Origin of the sequence: Streptomyces sp. OZ13 (assembly GCF_052068155.1) — a bacterium.
In the GTDB taxonomy this organism is placed as follows: domain Bacteria; phylum Actinomycetota; class Actinomycetes; order Streptomycetales; family Streptomycetaceae; genus Streptomyces.
This window is the reverse complement of record NZ_JBQHCZ010000012.1, coordinates 99,345-117,472: the sequence shown is the minus strand read 5'-3', so window position 1 is coordinate 117,472 and position 18,128 is coordinate 99,345. Positions and strand designations below refer to the sequence as shown.

At 71.0% G+C, this 18,128-nt stretch carries 12 protein-coding genes and 2 pseudogenes; 5 read left to right on the top strand and 9 right to left on the bottom strand.

Features of this window, described 5'->3' with window-relative positions:
* Positions 1-7: 7 nt before the first annotated feature.
* Positions 8-457: a VOC family protein gene (locus ACTMTU_RS24890; RefSeq protein WP_441265700.1), complete on the top strand. Its 450-nt coding sequence runs from the start codon at positions 8-10 to the stop codon at positions 455-457.
* Positions 458-695: 238 nt separating this feature from the next.
* A complete protein-coding gene (locus ACTMTU_RS24885) occupies positions 696-2,012 on the top strand; it encodes a M28 family metallopeptidase (RefSeq protein ID WP_441265699.1) in 1,317 nt (438 codons plus the stop codon).
* 103 nt (positions 2,013-2,115) lie between these two features.
* Here the strand turns inward: ACTMTU_RS24885 and ACTMTU_RS24880 are convergent, their stop codons facing one another.
* The 4 genes from ACTMTU_RS24880 to ACTMTU_RS24865 all read right to left on the bottom strand — a co-directional run bounded on the left by ACTMTU_RS24880 (position 2,116) and on the right by ACTMTU_RS24865 (position 6,553).
* A complete protein-coding gene (locus tag ACTMTU_RS24880) occupies positions 2,116-3,075 on the bottom strand; it encodes an ABC transporter permease (protein ID WP_441265698.1) in 960 nt (319 codons plus the stop codon).
* Positions 3,062-4,000 (bottom strand): ATP-binding cassette domain-containing protein, encoded by a 939-nt coding sequence (locus ACTMTU_RS24875; RefSeq protein ID WP_441265697.1) that lies wholly within the window; start codon positions 3,998-4,000, stop codon positions 3,062-3,064. The genes ACTMTU_RS24880 and ACTMTU_RS24875 overlap by 14 nt, the downstream gene beginning before the upstream one ends.
* A 139-nt stretch (positions 4,001-4,139) precedes the next feature.
* Complete coding sequence (locus tag ACTMTU_RS24870; protein ID WP_441265696.1) at positions 4,140-5,378, bottom strand: LolA family protein; 1,239 nt, start codon at positions 5,376-5,378, stop codon at positions 4,140-4,142.
* Between the two features lie 164 nt (positions 5,379-5,542).
* Positions 5,543-6,553 carry a polyprenyl synthetase family protein gene (locus ACTMTU_RS24865; protein WP_441265695.1) on the bottom strand — a complete coding sequence of 337 codons (1,011 nt, stop codon included), beginning with the start codon at positions 6,551-6,553 and terminating at the stop codon, positions 5,543-5,545.
* Positions 6,554-6,760: 207 nt separating this feature from the next.
* On the opposite strand from ACTMTU_RS24865, the gene ACTMTU_RS24860 reads away from it, so the two are divergent.
* On the top strand, positions 6,761-8,815 hold the full coding sequence (locus ACTMTU_RS24860) for a CocE/NonD family hydrolase (protein WP_441265694.1): 2,055 nt from the start codon (positions 6,761-6,763) through the stop codon (positions 8,813-8,815).
* Between the two features lie 83 nt (positions 8,816-8,898).
* Positions 8,899-10,125, top strand: a complete 1,227-nt coding sequence (fahA, locus tag ACTMTU_RS24855; protein ID WP_441265693.1) for a fumarylacetoacetase — start codon at positions 8,899-8,901, stop codon at positions 10,123-10,125.
* A 93-nt stretch (positions 10,126-10,218) separates the two neighbouring features.
* Here the strand turns inward: fahA and ACTMTU_RS24850 are convergent.
* Positions 10,219-11,070 (bottom strand): annotated as a pseudogene (locus tag ACTMTU_RS24850) (carbohydrate-binding protein); the annotation flags it as partial.
* Positions 11,071-11,112: 42 nt separating this feature from the next.
* Entirely contained in the window at positions 11,113-12,063 is a 951-nt protein-coding gene (locus ACTMTU_RS24845) for an AraC family transcriptional regulator (protein WP_441265692.1), read from the bottom strand.
* Between the two features lie 210 nt (positions 12,064-12,273).
* On the opposite strand from ACTMTU_RS24845, the pseudogene ACTMTU_RS24840 reads away from it, so the two are divergent.
* Positions 12,274-12,883: pseudogene (locus ACTMTU_RS24840) on the top strand (Uma2 family endonuclease).
* Between the two features lie 62 nt (positions 12,884-12,945).
* Here ACTMTU_RS24840 and nuoN read toward each other — a convergent pair.
* The 3 genes from nuoN to nuoL are packed head-to-tail and all read right to left on the bottom strand — an operon-like array spanning position 12,946 to position 18,114.
* Entirely contained in the window at positions 12,946-14,601 is a 1,656-nt protein-coding gene (gene nuoN, locus ACTMTU_RS24835; RefSeq protein WP_441265691.1) for an NADH-quinone oxidoreductase subunit NuoN, read from the bottom strand.
* Positions 14,598-16,169, bottom strand: a complete 1,572-nt coding sequence (locus ACTMTU_RS24830) for an NADH-quinone oxidoreductase subunit M (protein ID WP_441265690.1) — start codon at positions 16,167-16,169, stop codon at positions 14,598-14,600. Before ACTMTU_RS24830 ends, nuoN begins: the two co-directional genes overlap by 4 nt.
* A gap of 1 nt (position 16,170) precedes the next feature.
* Positions 16,171-18,114, bottom strand: a complete 1,944-nt coding sequence (gene nuoL / locus ACTMTU_RS24825; RefSeq protein ID WP_441265689.1) for an NADH-quinone oxidoreductase subunit L — start codon at positions 18,112-18,114, stop codon at positions 16,171-16,173.
* Positions 18,115-18,128: the final 14 nt, after the last annotated feature.

Genomic DNA, 18,128 nt, shown 5'->3' with positions numbered 1-18,128 from the left:
TGGTTTCATGACGCTGCATTGGAAGCTCGTGATCGACTCCGCGGATCCGCACGCTCAGGCCGACTTCTGGGCGCAAGCCCTCGGCTACGTGGTCGAGGACCACAGCACACTCATCGAGCAACTCCTCGCGCAGGGCGCGGCGCCGGCGGAGGCGACCCTGGAAACCCGCGGTCGCCGCGCGTGGCGCGATCTGGCCGCGGTCCGGCATCCGGACGACGACCACGACAAGGTGAGCGACGCCGGGCTCGGCCGCCGTGTGCTGTTCCAGCGGGTGCCGGAGCCGAAGACGGTGAAGAACCGGGTCCACATCGATCTGCACTCCGCCCCGGGGGAGATGGAGGCGGAGACCGCGAGGCTGGAGTCGCTGGGGGCGACCGCGCTTCGCCGGGTGAACGAGCAGGGCGGGCAATGGGTGGTGATGAGCGACCCGGAGGGCAACGAGTTCTGCGTCCAGTGACCGTCCACCAGGTGTCCGGGGAACGTCCGGGGGCGGGCCCGCGCATGTCCGTTGAGCGAACGGTCATGACCGATTTCCGCCCTTGACGCCTTGTCAGATCGTCACTGAACATCAGCACGCACAACGCACAAGCACACGCATCGCGTTCGACAAGCACGCTCCAGCGCCCCGGGGACCGCCAACCCCGGGGCGTCACGCACGTTCCGTCCTGTCCCCGTACGGAATCCGGAGCCCCCACATGAAGCTCTCCGTTCCCAGATGTTCCGCCGTGGCCGCCGCGTTCGCCCTGGCAGGGCTGCTCGCGTCCGGCGCGCCCACGGCGTCCGCCGCTCCCGCGGCCCCGGTGTCCGCCCTCGCGGCACCCGACATACCGCTCGCCAACGTCAAGGCGCACCTGAACCGCCTCCAGACGATCGCCACCGAGAACGGCGGCAACCGGGCCCATGGCCGGGCCGGCTACAAGGCCTCCGTCGACTATGTGAAGGCCCAGCTGGACGCTGCCGGATTCACCACCTCCGTCCAGCAGTTCAGCTACAACGGCACCACCGGCTACAACCTGATAGCCGACTGGCCCGGCGGTGACGTCAACCGCACGGTGATGGCCGGCGCGCACCTCGACTCCGTCAGCTCCGGCGCCGGCATCAACGACAACGGCTCCGGTTCCGCGGCCGTGCTGGAGGCCGCGCTCGCCGTCTCCCGCGCCCAGCTCCAGCCCGCGAAGCATCTGCGCTTCGGCTGGTGGGGAGCGGAGGAGCTGGGGCTGGTCGGCTCGAAGCACTACGTCAACAGCCTGCCGTCGACGGAGCGTTCGAAGATCTCCGGCTATCTGAACTTCGACATGATCGGCTCCCCCAACCCGGGCTACTTCGTCTACGACGACGACCCGACGATCGAGCAGACCTTCAAGAGCTACTTCGCGGGCCTCGGGGTCCCCACCGAGATCGAGACCGAGGGCGACGGCCGCTCGGACCATGCGTCGTTCAAGAACGTGGGCATACCGGTCGGCGGACTGTTCACCGGCGCGAGCCGCACGAAGACCAGCGCCCAGGCCCAGAAGTGGGGCGGCACGGCCGGTCAGGCCTTCGACCGCTGCTACCACTCCTCGTGCGACTCCCTGTCGAACATCAACGACACCGCACTGGACCGCAACAGCGACGCGGTCGCCCACGCGCTGTGGACGCTGTCCGCGGGAACGACGGAGCCTCCCGGCGAGCTGTACGAGAACACCACCGACGTCGCCGTCCCTGACGCCGGCGCCGCCGTCACGTCCACCGTGTCCGTCACCGGCCGCACCGGCAACGCGCCCGCCGCGCTCAGGGTCGGCGTGGACATCAAGCACACCTGGCGCGGCGACCTGGTCGTGGACCTGGTGGCACCCGACGGCACGGCCTACCGGCTGAAGAACTCGAGCGGCAGCGACTCCGCGGACAACGTCATCACCACGTACACCGTGGACGCGTCCACCGAAGCGGCCAACGGCGACTGGAAGCTGCGCGTCCAGGACGTCGCGCGCTACGACACCGGGTACGTCGACAGCTGGAAACTGACCTTCTGACCCCGCCGCCGGCGGGCCGTCACCAGCGACCTGCCGCATGCGCGTGCCTCCGGCTTCCCGGGCACGCGCATGCGGTCGTCGTACGGTCCGGGGCGCGCCGGGCTCAGGACGTGATGTCCCTCGAGGTGAAACGGGCCCACGCCGCCGAGCCGAACACCGCCGCGTACACCGCCTGAAGGCCCAGGTTCCGCAGCACCCCGTCCCACAGGAACGGTTCGCGCATCAGGTCCGCGAAGGACATCCAGTGGTGCGTGAAGAGATACGGGTGGACGGCGTCCAGTTGCGGGACCGACTGAAGGATCTGCACGGTGATCAGCAGCCCCACCGTGGTCGCCATCGCCGCGATGCCGCTGCTCGTCAACGTCGACACGAACAGGCCGATCGCGGCCAGTCCCACCAGCGATCCCGCGACGACCGCCGCGATCAGCACGGCCCGCCACAGCCCCTCCGTGAACGGGACGGGAACGCCCGAGATGGTCGTGACATCACCGGCCGGGAAGAGCAACAGCCCCACCGCGAGCGCCGACAGAGCCACCGTCAGCGTGGCCGCCAGGCAGAAGGCCATGACGGCGGCGAACTTGACGAGCAGCAGCCGGGCACGTCCGGCGGGCGCCACCAGCAGGTAGCGCAGGGTGCCGGCGCTCGCCTCGCCCGCGACCGCGTCTCCGGCGACGACCCCGACCGCCATCGGCAGGAAGAACGGCAGGGTCGCCGCCAGGGCGGCGAAGACAAGGAACAGCCCGTTGTTGGTGATCTGGGAGACGAAGGCGACCCCGGCGCCGCCGTCGGGGGCACCCCCGCCGCCCACCGCGCCGCCGTCGCTCGTCTCGATCTTCACGGCGACGCCGATGAGCACCGGCACGGCGGCCAGCACCCCCAGCAGGGCCAGGCTGCGCCAGCGGCGGAAGGTGAGCGTCAGCTCTGAACGGAACAGGCCCGGCCGGCGGAACAGGTGGGGTGGACGGAAGGGACCGGCCGCCGGAGAGCCCGGCGGCCCGGCGGCCGTCGGGCTCTCCGGCGGCTCGGCCTTCTCCACCGGCTCGGCGGTCTCAGCCTGCGACATCGAAGCCCTCCCCGGTCAGTGCCACGAACGCGTCCTCCAGGGAGGCGCGTGCCACCCCGAAACCCCGTACCCGTACACCGCCGTGGACCAGTGCGGCGTTGAGCCCGGCCAGTTCCGCCTCGTCCGACGGAGGTTCCGCCGTCACCCGTTCTCCCTCCCGGACCACACCGGTGAGGCCGTGCTCCGTGAGGATCCGGACCGCCTCCGCCGGGTCCGGTGTGAGGACGGCGAGCCGCCCTCTGGCCCCTGCCGCGAGCTCCGCCACCGGGCCCTGGGTGATCAGGCGTCCCTGGGCCATCACCGCCGCGTGGGTACAGACCTGCTCGATCTCGTCCAGCAGGTGCGAGGAGAGGAAGACGGTGGTGCCGTCCGCGGCCAGTTCCCTCACCAGGGTGCGGATCTCCCGCATGCCCTGCGGATCCAGGCCGTTCGTCGGCTCGTCCAGCACCAGCAGCTTCCGCGGCCGGAGCAGCGCCGCGGCCAGGCCCAGGCGCTGTTTCATGCCGAGGGAGTAGGCCTTCGCCTTCTTGCCGGACGCCTGGGTCAGCCCCACCCGTTCCAGCGCGGACGCCACCCGCGCCTCGCGGGTACGGGGATCGGCGGCCGGATCGGCCGAGTCGTAGCGCAGCAGGTTGTCCCGGCCGCTGAGGAACCCGTACAGCGCCGGGCCCTCGATCAGTGCGCCGACGTGCGGAAGCACGGAGCCGGCCGAGCGGGGCATGGGCAGGCCGAGGACCGTGGCCGTGCCGGCGGTGGGCCCGATGAGGCCCATGAGCATGCGGATCGTGGTGGTCTTTCCCGAGCCGTTGGGCCCGAGGAAACCGAAGACGCTGCCTGCCGGCACGCTGAGGTCGAGCCGGTCGACCGCCGGCCGGCCGCCCCGGTAGCGCTTGGTGAGCCCGCGTGTCTCGATGACGGCGGTCATCGACTCTCCCGTTCGTCCGTGTCCGCCCGGTCGGACGTCCGCCCCGCCGCACGGAGCGTACGACGGGGCGGACGGCCGGGGTGATACCTGCTGGTGGTCCGTACCGGCCGGCGGTGCGCCGCCCGGCCGGTACGGCCTGCTACTTGCCCTCGTTCGCGGCCTTCACCAGGGCGTCCTTGGTCACGGCGCCGACGTAGACCGTGCCGTCGTCGGTGATCAGGGCGTTGACCAGGCGGGTCTTGAAGACCGTGCCGGAGCCGAACTTGCCTTCGACCTTGTCCCCGAGGGCGTCGAGGAACTGCTGTGCCTCCGGCGGGACGTCGCCCTTCTCGTTCTTCTTCGCGTCGGCGTCCCGGCCGGCTCCGGGTCCCTCGATCTTGGCGATGGACGTCCAGCCCTCGCCGATCACGTCGAGACCGCCGCCCATGTCCCCGAGGCCCTCGAACTCCTCGTGGCCCTTGGGCGCCCGGGTTCCCTTGCCGTCCGCCGACTCGTCCGCCTCGGTCACCTTGGCGCCCTTCGGCGGGGTGAAGTCGAACGTGGAGGCGGCCGGCCGGGAGAAGTCGACCTTGGTGAAGCCCACGTCGACCACGGCCTTGCCGCCGCTGCTCGGGTTGAGGGTGAACTTCAGCGGGACGCCGTTCTTCGCGTCCACCGCGATGGTGATCGAGCCGACCGTCGAGCCCTCCTGCTTGGGCTTGAGGACCAGCTTGTACGCGTCGCGCCCGGCGACCCGGGACGTGCCGTCGACGGTGACGGACGTCGTGCCGTCAGCGGCCTTCAGCACCTCGTCGGCGAGGTCCTTGGGGGTGGTGGGCAGGTCGTCCGGCGTCCGGCGGTCCTTGCCGTCCTCGCCCTCGCGCTGTCCGTCGCCCTCGGCGTGGTAGACCTCGTTCGAGGCGCTGTCGTAGCCCCATACGTCGTCGCCGTTGTGGATGAGGCTGTACTCGGAGGAGTCCTCCAGAATGGACACCTTCTGCCGGTCGGGGCCGTCGGCCGCGATCCGCAGGGTGTGGGTGCCCGTGGCGAGCTCGGTCAGCTTGGCGTCGGGAGCCGCGGAGGAGTCCTCGCCCTGACCGCCTCCGCCGGCGAGCGAACCGGCGAGACCGCCGAAGGACGGCAGCCCGAGGTCGGTGTTGATCTTGACGGTGCCGGAGAGCTGCTGGGTCTCCGACGCGGCCATCTTCTCGATGAGTTCCTGCGCGCTGATCTTCGGCAGATCGGGGTCACCGGAGGCAGCGAGCGCCGGGACGAGCCCGATGGTCGCGGCCGCCACACCGGCCACCGCGACCGGGACGAGGTAGCGGGCCGTCTTGCGACGCCCCGCCGCGAGGTCCTTGGCCTCTTCGGTGGTCCGTGTGCTGTCGTTCGGTGCCATGGTGTGCCCTACCTCCGTGGTTGGTCAGGGGTGGTGCTCTCCATATGACCAAATCGGCCGGACGGAAGCGTCAGACCGCGGGCGCAACTTCCTCTACCCCTCTGGGATGAGAAGGAGCCCCGGCAACTCACCCGTCCCGTAGGGGGTTCGTCGGCGTGACCGGATCAGCCGGCGCGGTGGACCACCGCGTCGCACAGCTCTTCCAGGGCGGCCTTGGCCGAGCAGTCCGGCAGCGGGGCGAGCATCGCCCGCGCCTCCTGGGCGTACCGCACGGTGTCCTTGCGGGCCTGCTCGAGCGCGGGGTGCTCACGCAGCCGCCGCAGTGCTTCCGCGTGCCGGTCGTCGTCCGTCAGGTCGCTCTCGAGGAGCGCCACGAGCTCGAGGTCCTCCGGCCGGCCGTCGGCGTCCGCCATGGCGCGCAGCCGCAGGACCGGCAGCGTGGGGACCCCTTCGCGCAGATCGGTGCCGGGGGTCTTGCCGGACTCGTGGGAGTCGGAGGCGATGTCGAGCACGTCGTCGGCGAGCTGGAAGGCGACACCGAGCCGCTCGCCGTACTGGGTGAGGGTGTCGACGACCCGCTCGTCGGCCCCGGCCATCATCGCGCCGAAGCGTACGGAGACGGCGACGAGCGAGCCCGTCTTGCCCGCCATGACGTCGAGGTAGTGGTCCACCGGGTCACGGCCGTCGCGGGGCCCCGCGGTCTCCAGGATCTGTCCCGTCACCAGCCGCTCGAACGCCTCCGCCTGGATGCGCACGGCCTCCGGGCCGAGGTCGGCCAGGATGTGGGAGGCACGGGCGAAGAGGAAGTCGCCGGTCAGGACGGCCACCGAGTTGCCCCAGCGGCTGTTCGCGCTGTCCACGCCGCGCCGCACGTCCGCCTCGTCCATGACGTCGTCGTGGTAGAGCGTCGCGAGATGGGTGAGTTCGACGACCACGGCGGAGGGCACGATCCCCGGCGCGTACGGGTCGCCGAACTGGGACGCCAGCATCACGAGCAGCGGCCGGAAACGCTTGCCGCCGGCCCGCACCAGGTGCTGGGCGGCCTCCGTGATGAACGGGACCTCGCTCTTGGTGGCATCGAGCAGGCCCGCCTCGACGGCCGACAACCCGGTCCGGACATCGGCCTCAAGAGCCTGGTCCCGCACGCTCAGCCCGAACGGCTCGACGACGGTCACGAGGAGATCTCCTGTCTGATGACGATCACACGGATTGTCGATGTGTCGCTGGATTCACTCAAGTCAGCGTATCCGGTCGCCTTTCGATCACCATGAGCGCCTTCCCGCCACCCCCGGTATGTTCGCGATCAGACTCAATGGTAGGAAATGAACCATTTGACGGTTACCGTCGGACCACCGCCCCTCACGCGCCGCCGAGGTCCCGCCATGCGTATCCGTACCGACTTCCCGTACGAAACCGTCCACACGGATCTCCGCATCACGCTGCCCGGACCGCCGGGGATTCCCGCGGACTCAGCGGACGCCGGCGGACCCGTCGATCTGTACGCGCGGGTGTGGCGGCCGGTCACCGACGAGCCCGTGCCCGCGCTGCTCGAGTACGCGCCGCACCGGCTCACCGACGCGACGGCCGTCCGCGACGGTGAACGCCACCCCTGGTACGCGGGCCACGGCTACGCCTCCGTGCGGGTCGACGTACGCGGCCACGGGAACAGCGGCGGCGTCCCCGGCGGGGAGTACGACGCGGTCGAGCTCGCCGACGGCGTCGCGGTGATCGAGTGGCTGTCCCGGCAGCCGTGGTGCAGCGGCCGGGTCGGCATGTTCGGGATCGGCACGGGCGGCCGGAGCGCGCTGCGGATCGCGGCACTCGCGCCAAAACCGCTGCGGGCGGTGGTGGTCGTGGACGCGAGCGACGACCCGTACGACAACGACGGCCCCTACGCCGGCGGCGCCGTCGCCGCCCAGGGGCTGCACTCGACGGCCGCGGGCCGGCTGGCACTCGCGGCCCGGCCGCCCGACCCGCTCCACACGGGCGACGGATGGCTCGCGATGTGGCTCGCGCGGCTGGAGGCCCTCACCCCCACGGCCCCCACCTGGCTGGCCCACCCGCTGCGCGACGAGTTCTGGCGCAGCGCCGGCGTCAGCGACGACACCGCGGCGGTCCGGGCCGCCGTGCTGGCCGTGAGCGGACTGCACACGCCGTACCGGGACACGGTCCTGCGGCTGGTCGGAGAACTCCCCGCGGACCGGGTGCGCGGACTGATCGGGCCATGGCCGCACCAGTACCCGGACCGGAACCCCGATCAGGATCGCGGACAGGAGCACCCTCGGGGACGGGGCCCGGCGATCGGCTTCCTCCAGGAGACGCTCCGGTGGTGGGACCACTGGCTCAAGGACAAGGACACCGGCGTGCTGTCAAAGCCGCTGCTGCGGTGCCGGCTCGGAACGGCCGACCCTTCGCGGGGCCACTGGACCGGGACGGACACGTGGCCGCCGCCGCGGGACACCGTCGTCCCGTACGCGCTGGGCGGCGGCCCCGTCGTCGTCGACTCGCCGCTTCGCACCGGGACGGACGCGGGGCGGTTCCTGCCGGTCGGCCACGACGGCGATCTGCCACCCGACCAGCGGGAGGAGGACGCGCGGTCGGTGTGCTTCGAGTTCCCCGTCGGAGAGGACGCCCTCACCGTGCTCGGCCGCCCCCGGGTCACCCTGCGGCTGCGCCCCGCCGCCGCGGGCGGGGTCGTCGTGGCGCGGCTCTGCGACGTCGCCCCCGACGGCCTCTCCACGCTCGTCACCCGCGGGGCACTGAACCTCGCCGCGCGCCGCGGCCCGGAGCGTGCGGTGCCCTGGCCCGCCGGCGCGGCGGAGGACGTGACGTTCGAGCTGTCCGCGGCCTGTCACGTCTTCGAACCGGGGCACCGCATCCGGCTCGCCGTCTCCTCGGCGTACTGGCCGTGGATCTGGCCGCACCCGGTCCCCGGGGGCTTCACCCTCGACCCGGCGGGCTCCCGGCTCGACCTGCCGGTCCGGCAACGGCCCGGGGCACAGGAGCGGGAGGAGCCCGTCCGCTTCGCCGAGCCGGAGCACTCCGCGGCGCCCCCGGTCACCGTCCCCCAGACGCTCGACGAGCAGCCGCCGCGGCTGCTGCTCACGCGCGACGTGCCGGCCGGCCGCTGGACCCTCACGGCGACGCCCCACCGCGGCGGCACCCATGTGCACCCGGACGGCCTGGAGTACACGGAGGAGAGCCACGAGACTTACACGATCGAGGACGGCGACCCGCTGTCCGCCCGCGCCCGTGCCGAGTGGACGATCCGGCTGCACCGGCCGGAGGCTGCCTGGGACGTGCGCGTCGAGACACGCTCCGGGATCAGCCGCGAGGCGGCCGGCTTCGTCACCTCCGACGAGCTGGTGTGCCGGCACGGCGACGAGATCGTCTTCCACCGCACCTGGGAGAAGCGCGTCTCCCGGCCGGCGGGCTGAACCGGCTGCCCGGCGCGGTGCCATGACCGTGGGGCGGCCACGTAACGTGTCACCCACATCCGTGGAAAGCGAGGCAAGCACCGATGCCCGAGCAGAGCCCGCTCGATCTCGCCGAGGGCGATCCCTTCGGCCCGCACAACCTTCCGTACGGCGTCTTCACCACGGCCGGCGAACCCGACCGCAGGCGGCTCGGTGTCCGGATCGGGAACCACGTGCTCGACGTCGGCGCCGCCGCGCACGCGCTCGGCTCCCCCTATGCCGGACTGCTGGCCCGGCCGAGTCTCAACCCGCTGCTGGCGGCCGGTCGTACGACGTGGCGCGACGTGCGCAGGGCCGTCACCGCCTGGGTCACCGTGCCGGCGCACCGGCCCGACATAGAGCCGCTGCTGCACCCGCTGGACGCCGTGACGATGCACCTCCCGTACGAGGTGGCGGACTACGTCGACTTCTACGCGAGCGAGCACCACGCCACCAACGTGGGCCGGATCTTCCGCCCCGACGGCGAGCCTCTGACGCCCAACTGGAAGCACCTGCCGATCGGTTACCACGGCAGGTCCGGCACGGTCGTGGTCTCCGGCACCGATGTCGTGCGCCCCTCGGGGCAGCGCAAGGCGCCCACCGACCCCGCGCCCGTCTTCGGGCCCTCCGTGAAGCTCGACATCGAGGCCGAGGTCGGCTTCCTCGTCGGTACGCCCTCGGAGCAGGGGAAGCCCGTGGCCCTCGCGGACTTCCGCGACCACGTCTTCGGCCTCTTCCTGCTCAACGACTGGTCGGCGCGCGACATCCAGGCCTGGGAGTACGTGCCGCTCGGCCCGTTCCTCGGCAAGTCCTTCGCCACGTCCGTCGCCGCCTGGGTGACCCCGCTGGAGGCACTGGACGCTGCCAGGACCGCCCCGCCCGCCCGTGACGTCGAGCTGCTGCCCTACCTCGACGACTCGGCGGAGGAGGAGCCGGGCGGGTTCGACGTACGGATCTCGGTGGCGATCAACGGCCAGGTCGTCGCGGAGCCGCCGTTCGACACCATGTACTGGACGGCCGCCCAGCAGCTGGCCCACATGACGGTCAACGGCGCCTCCCTCCGTACGGGCGACCTCTACGGCTCCGGCACCGTCAGCGGCCCCGAGGTGAACCAGCGCGGTTCGCTGCTCGAGCTCACCTGGAACGGCCGCGACGCCCTCGAACTGCCGGAAGGCAAGCGGACGTTCCTCGAGGACGGCGACGTGGTCACGCTGACGGCCTGGGCCCCGGGCCCGGACGGTGTACGGGTCGGGCTCGGTGAGGTCGCGGGGCGCATCGTCCCGGCGCCCTGACGCCCTCCTGGGAGGGATGAAGGCCCGGCCCCCCGGCTCAGGGGTGCCGGACCTTCGCGCGGCCCCCTCAGCCGCGCCCCGCCGTGGTCGCTCGGCCCGCCAGAGCGCCGGGACCGACGGTGGCTCCCAGCCGGGCCGGGCCTGATGCCCCTGGAGGCACACATAGGTGACGCCTCCGTAGGTCACGCGGGCGCCCGGCGCGTACGTCGTGCCCAGGGCCCAGGTGCCGCCGGGCGGAGGTGAGGTCGGGCCCGGTCCCGGTGTCTGCGGCACGTTCAGCACGAAGTCGAAGGCCGCCTCCCGAGCGCCGCCGCTGTCGCGCACCGTCATCAGCAGCCGCGGATCGAACAGCGAGTCGGTGTTGTTGCGGGGTTCGTTCGGGAAGTAGAGCTGGGTGGTCAGCACCGGGCGGCCGGGCGCCTGCACCTTGACGTGGAGATGCCGGGTGCGGCCCGGGTACAGGCCCGGCACGATCGTGGTGAGCGAGAACGCGCCCCGGGCGTCGGTGAACTGGTGCCCGCGGAAGCGGAAGCCCACGTTGTCGTAGGCGCCGTTGACGTCGGCCTGCCGGAAGTCGAGCAGGACGCCGCTCAGCGGGAGGCAGGCCGACCCGAAGGCATAGCCGGTCACGGTCAGCCGCGTGCCCGGGGTGCCCGCGTCCAGCAGCGAGGACCGCCGCGGCGAGTTCGGCTTGAAGTAGGGGCCTTCCATCTGCGGCGGCGTCGGGTCGTCGCCGTCGTCGCACTCGGGGGTGAGGGCGGGGGACTCGCCGGTCGCCGAGGCGGTGCGTGCCGGCGCCGGCACGCCCACGAGGGCGATCGGCGCCGCCACGGACGCGGCGAGCGCCGCCCGCAGCACCGTCTTGCGGCTCGGGTGCCGGGCCGGTGAGTCCTCTGTGGTGATCTCCTCGGGGTGTTTCCCGGTCGTGCCGGTGTCGCCGTCCATGCCTGCTCCTTCGTGGGGGGCGCGGGAGGGTCGGCAACGAAACTACGCAGGCGGCTGCGGCCGGACGATGGACTGGAGCCGGTGGTCGTGGTGAATACCTCCTCCGACGTCCCTGCCGCGCCGGAAGTCACCGGGGCTCACGCCTGTCTCCCGCCTGAAGAACCGGCAGAAGTACGCCGGATCGGCGAAGCCGGCACGGGCCGCCACCTGCCGCACCGTGAGGTCCGTCCTGGCCAGCAGCCTCTTGGCCTCGTGGGTGCGGGCCTCGCGGATGAGCCGGCCCGGGGTCCTGCCGGTGGCCGACTTGACCGCCTCCGCGAGATATCCGCCGCTGACGCCGATGCGCTCGGCACACGCCCGCACCGACCACAGGGCGGGGTCGTTACGGGCGAGCAGCCGGTCGAACTCCTCCGCCACAGCGCCGGGCCGGGTGAGGGGCGGCGCGGACGCCGGCTCCGGAAGGCGCGCGGCCCGTACGACGAGGATGTGCAGCAGGGCCCGCAGCACGGTCGCGAAACCGTCGGCGCCGGTGCGGTACTCGTCGTCGAGGTCGGCGATCAGCCGGGCGGTCCGGTCGTGGGTCGCCTCGTCGAGGTCCCGCCAGGGCCGCTCCCCCAGGCGCCGCAGCAGCTCCCGGTCGCCGGGATGGTCGAGCAGGAAGTCCTCGGTGAAGATCACGACGGATCCCTCCAGCCCCGTCGCGCCCTCCCAGTGGTGCACCTGTCCGGGGGCGATGACGCACAGGTGCGGCGGCCGCAGCCGCCACCGGAAGAGGTCGACCACATGGGCGCCGGTCCCGCTGGTGACGTGCACGATCTCGTAGAAGGTGTGCCGGTGCGGGAAGGCGGCCCGGGACATGGGGCCGATGGTGTCGAAGGTGCCGATCGCGAACGGCATCGCGTTTGACATCGGCACCTCCAGGCGGTGCATGGGCAGTGCGCCCGGCTGCGGTTCGGGGCCGGGCGTCCCCGGCAGGACTGTGGTGCCGCGCAACCTGCAGCTCCCTCACACCAGTGACATGGCAGGTCCAGACCAATCCTGGTCACGATGGCACGAGTCGCACCGGCACGGAACAGTGCCGCCCCGGCCTTCCCGACCGAGAACGTCAACCAATGGTGACTCGTTCACACGTGCGCCGGTGTTGATCCGTTTCCGCCCGATACGCTGGACAGGCCCGCGAGACTCCGTCCCATGGGAGCACTGATGAGCGTGGAACCGACGGCGCGAAGGGCCGAGTGGCCGGTCCCGCCCGTGGGCGGCTGGACCGCCGACGACCTGGACAAGCTTCCGAACCTGCCTCCGCACACGGAGCTGATCGACGGGAGCCTCGTCTTCGTGGAGTCCGCAGACCCTTTTCCACTCGCGAGCGGTGAGCTTCTTCGAGTGGCAGCTGCAGTCGCTGGCGCCGGAGGACTTCGAGGTCGTCCGTGAGTTCACCGTCGACATCGACCGGCAGAACCGGCCGGAGCCCGATGTGATCGTCGTGCCCGAGCATGTGATCCAGGACCCGGAGCAGACCCGCTTCCCCGCCGAGACCGTGCGGCTCGCGATCGAGGTCGTTTCCACCGAGTCGATGTCGCGGGACCGGGAGACCAAGCCGCTGAAGTACGCCCGGGCCGGCATCCCGGTGTACTGGCGCGTGGAGAACGACAACGGCCGCGCCGTGGTCTACGTGTTCGAGCTGGAACCGAACACCGGCCAGTACACCAGCACCGGGATCTTCCGGGGCCGGATGAAGGTCGATGTGCCGTTCGCCGTCGATCTCGATCTGACGGCGATCACCACCAAGCGCCGGCGGCCCCGCGAGCAGTAGGACACGCCGAAGGTCCGGCCTCTCCCCCGAGGAGACGCCGGACCTTCTCGACGTGCCGTCCGTCAGCGGACGAACACGCCCGCCTGGCTCGCCAGATCCAGGAAGTACTGCGGTGCGAGACCGAGCGCCAGCGTGACCGCCACGCCGACCCCGATCGTCGTCATCGTCAGCGGCGACGGCACCGCCACCGTCGGGCCCTCCGGCTTCGGTTCGCTGAAGAACATCAGCACGATGACCCGGATGTAGAAGAACGCGGCGATCGCCGACGAGATCACACCGACCACGACCAGCGCCCCGGCGCCGCCCTCCGCCGCCGCCTTGAAGACCGCGAACTTGCCCGCGAAACCGGAGGTCAGCGGGATGCCCGCGAAGGCCAGCAGGAACACCGCGAAGACCGCTGCCACCAGCGGCGAACGCCGCCCGAGCCCCGCCCACTTGGACAGGTGCGTGGCCTCGCCGCCCGCGTCGCGGACCAGGGTGACGACCGCGAACGCCCCGATCGTCACGAAGGAGTAGGCCAGCAGGTAGAAGAGGACGGACGAGATGCCCTCAGGAGTCGTGGCGATGACACCGGCGAGGATGAACCCGGCGTGCGCGATCGACGAGTACGCCAGCAGCCGCTTGATGTCGGTCTGCGTGATCGCGACGATCGCACCGCCGAGCATGGTGACGATGGCGATCGCCCACATGACCGGCTGCCAGTCCCAGGCGAGGCCCGGCAGCGCCACGTAGAGCAGCCGCAGCAGCGCGCCGAAGGCGGCGACCTTGGTGGCCGCGGCCATGAAGCCGGTGACCGGGGTGGGCGCGCCCTGGTAGACGTCCGGCGTCCACATGTGGAACGGCACCGCGCCGACCTTGAACAGCAGGCCCATGAGGATCAGCGCGCCGCCGATCAGCAGCAGCGCGTCGTTGCCCATGGTGTCGGCGAGCGCCGGGTCGATGGTGCGCACGCTGCCCTCGACGACGTCCGCGATCCGGGCGTACGAGACGGAGCCCGCGTAGCCGTAGACCAGGGCGATGCCGAAGAGCAGGAACGCGGAGGAGAACGCGCCCAGCAGGAAGTACTTCACCGCGGCCTCCTGCGACATGAGCCGCTTGCGGCGGGCCACGGCGCACAGGAGGTACAGCGGGAGGGAGAACACCTCGAGGGCGATGAACAAAGTCAGCAGATCGTTCGCGGCCGGGAAGACCAGCATGCCCGTGATCGCGAACAGCACGAGCGGGAACACCTCTGTGGTGGTGAACCCCGCCTTGACCGCGGCCTTCTCGTGCTCGCTGCCCGGTACGGCGGCGGCCTCCGCGGCGAACGAGTCGATGCGGTTCCCGTGCGCCGCCGGGTCGAGCCGGCGTTCGGCGAAGGTGAACACCGACACCAGCGAGGCCAGCAGGATGGTGCCCTGAAGGAACAGCGCCGGGCCGTCGACGGCGATGGCGCCCATCGCCGCGATCTGCTTCTCGGTGGTGCCGTACCCGCCGGCCGCGAGCCCGACGACCGCGGCGAAGGCGGCCGCGAGCGCGACGGTCGTGAGGAACAACTGGGTGTAGTAGCGGGCCCTGCGCGGGACGAAGGCCTCCACCAGGATGCCCAGGACGGCCGCGCCGACGACGATCAGCACGGGCGCCAGTTGTGCGTACTCGATGTGGGGCGTGGGGATCTTGCCGAGGGGCTCGACCTCCGCCGCCGTTGTCCACAGGCTGTGGACAGCTGTAGCGCTCACTTGGCCGCCTCCACATCGGGCCGGGGGTCCTGCTTCTGTACGTCGGACATCGTGTGCTCCACGGCCGGGTTGATGATCTCCGTCAGCGGCTTCGGGAAGACACCGAGGAAGAGCAGCAGGGCGATCAGCGGTGCGACCACCGCCAGTTCACGCACCCTGAGGTCCGGCATCGCGCGCACCTCGGCCTTCACCGGACCGGTCATCGTCCGCTGGTAGAGGACGAGGGTGTAGAGCGCGGCGAGCACGATGCCGAAGGTCGCGATGATCCCGGCCACCGGATAGGCGGCGAACGTGCCCACCAGGACCAGGAACTCACTGACGAACGGCGCGAGCCCCGGCAGCGAGAGGGTGGCCAGGCCACCGATCAGGAACGTGCCGGCGAGCACCGGGGCGACCTTCTGCACACCGCCGTAGTCGGCGATGAGCCGCGAGCCGCGCCGCGAGATCAGGAAGCCAGCCACCAGCATCAGCGCCGCCGTGGACAGGCCGTGGTTGACCATGTAGAGCGTCGCGCCGGACTGGCCCTGGCTGGTCATGGCGAAGATGCCGAGGATGATGAAGCCGAAGTGCGAGACCGACGCGTAGGCGATCAGGCGCTTGATGTCGCGCTGGCCGACCGCCAGCAGCGCGCCGTAGACGATGCTGACCAGCGCCAGCACGATGATCGCCGGGGTCGCCCACTTCGACGCCTCCGGGAAGAGCTGGAGGCAGAACCGCAGCATCGCGAAGGTGCCGACCTTGTCGACGACCGCCGTGATGAGCACGGCGACGGGAGCCGTCGCCTCGCCCATCGCGTTGGGCAGCCAGGTGTGCAGCGGCCACAGCGGCGCCTTGATCGCGAAGGCGAAGAAGAAGCCGAGGAACAGCAGCCGTTCGGTGGTGGTCGCCATCTCCAGCGAGCCGTTCGCCCTGGCCTCCGCGATCTCGGAGAGCGAGAAGCTGCCCGCGACCACGTACAGCCCGATGACGGCGGCGAGCATGATCAGGCCGCCGGCCAGGTTGTACAGCAGGAACTTGACCGCCGCGTACGACCGCTGCGCGGCGGCGTTCTCGTCGGTGCCGGAGTGGGCGCGGTCGCCGAAGCCGCCGATGAGGAAGTACATCGGGATGAGCATGGCTTCGAACAGGATGTAGAAGAGGAAGACGTCGGTGGCCTCGAAGGACAGGACCACCATCGCCTCGACCATGAGGATCAGGGCGAAGAAGCCCTGAGTGGGCCGCCAGCGTGACGACTTGTTCTCGAGAGGATCGGCGTCGTGCCAGCCCGCGAGGATGACGAACGGGATCAGCAGCGCGGTGAGCGCCACCATCACGACCCCGATGCCGTCCACACCGAGCTCGTAGCGGACGCCGAAGTCGGCGATCCAGGCGTGCGATTCGGTGAGCTGGTACCGGTCGCCGCCGGGCTCGAACCGTACGAGCACGATCGCGGCCATGACCAGCGTGGCGAGCGAGAAGAGCAGGGCCACCCACTTGGCGGCGGTCCTGCGCGCCGCGGGGACGGCGGCGGTGACGATGGCGCCCACCGCCGGGAGCACCGCCGTGGCCGTCAGGATCGGGAAGGACATGTCAGACCGCCCTCATCAGCAGGGTCGCGGCGATCAGGATCGCCGTACCGCCGAACATCGAGACCGCGTAGCTGCGGGCGTAGCCGTTCTGCAGCTTGCGCAGCCGGCCGGAGAGCCCGCCGAACGAGGCGGCCGTGCCGTTCACCACTCCGTCGACCAGGCTGTGGTCGACGTAGACCAGGGACCGCGTGAGGTGCTCGCCGCCGCGGACCAGGACCACGTGGTTGAAGTCGTCCTGGAGCAGGTCGCGGCGGGCGGCCCGGGTGAGCAGCGAGCCGCGCGGCGCGGTGACCGGCACCGGCCGGCGCCCGTACATCAGGTAGGCGATCAGAGCGCCGGCCAGCAGGACGACCATGGTCGCTGTCGTGATGGCCGGGACGCTGATCACCGGGTGCGGGTGCTCGAACTCGGTCACCGGGGCGAGCCAGTTGGCGAACCGGTCGCCGATGGAGAAGAACGCTCCCGCGAAGACCGACCCGAAGGCGAGCACGATCATGGGGATCGTCATCGACCTGGGCGACTCGTGCGGGTGCGGCATCTCGCCGGGGGTCACCTCGAGGCCGGGCTCGACACTCGCGTCCTTGTCCGGGTCGGGCGCAGGTTGCCAGCGCTTCTCACCGAAGAAGGTCATGATCATCACGCGCGTCATGTAGAACGCGGTGATGCCCGCGCCGAGCAGCGCAACACCGCCGAAGATCCAGCCGCGGATCCCGTCGTCGTAGGCGAACGCCGCCTCGATGATCTTGTCCTTGGACCAGAAGCCGGACAGGCCGGGGAAGCCGATGATCGCCAGGTAGCCGAGACCGAAGGTGACGAAGGTGATCGGCATGTACTTGCGCAGACCGCCGTACTTCCTCATGTCCACCTCGTCGTTCATGCCGTGCATGACCGAACCGGCGCCGAGGAAGAGCCCGGCCTTGAAGAAGCCGTGCGTCACCAGGTGCATGATCGCGAAGGCATAGCCGATCGGGCCGAGGCCGGCCGCGAGGACCATGTAGCCGATCTGCGACATCGTGGAACCGGCCAGCGCCTTCTTGATGTCGTCCTTCGCGCAACCGACGATCGCACCGAAGAGGAGCGTGACCGCGCCGACGATGACGACGGCGAGCTGCGCGTCCGGGGCGGCGTTGAAGATCGCGCCGGAGCGGACGATGAGGTAGACACCGGCGGTGACCATGGTGGCCGCGTGGATCAGGGCGGAGACGGGGGTCGGGCCCTCCATCGCGTCCCCGAGCCAGGACTGCAGCGGCACCTGGGCCGACTTGCCGCACGCGGCGAGCAGCAGCATCAGGCCGATGGCCGTCAGCATGCCCTCGCTGGTCTCCCCGGTCGCCCCCAGCACCGGCCCGAAGGCGAAGGTGCCGAAGGTGGTGAACATCAGCATGATCGCGATCGACAGGCCCATGTCGCCGACGCGGTTGACGAGGAACGCCTTCTTCGCCGCGGTCGCCGCGCTGGGCTTGTGCTGCCAGAAGCCGATGAGCAGGTAGGACGCGAGACCGACGCCCTCCCAGCCGACGTACAGCAGGAGGTAGTTGTCGGCGACGACCAGCAGGAGCATCGCCGCGAGGAAGAGGTTGAGGTAGCCGAAGAAACGGCGGCGCCGCTCGTCGTGCTCCATGTAACCGATCGAGTAGATGTGGATCAGGGTGCCCACACCGGTGATCAGCAGGACGAACGTCATCGACAGCTGGTCGAGCTGGAAGGCGATGTCCGCCTGGAAGCCCTCGACGGGGATCCAGCTGAACAGCTTCTGGTGCAGGGCCCGTTCCTCCGGACCCTTGCCCAGCATGTCGACGAACAGCACCGCGCCGACCACGAAGGACGCGGCGGCGAGCAGAGTGCCCAGCCAGTGGCCGGTCCGGTCGAGGCGGCGCCCGCCGCACAGCAGGACCGCCGCTCCGAGCAGGGGCGCCGCGACGAGCAGCGCAATCAGGTTCTCCACGATTCTTCCGACCC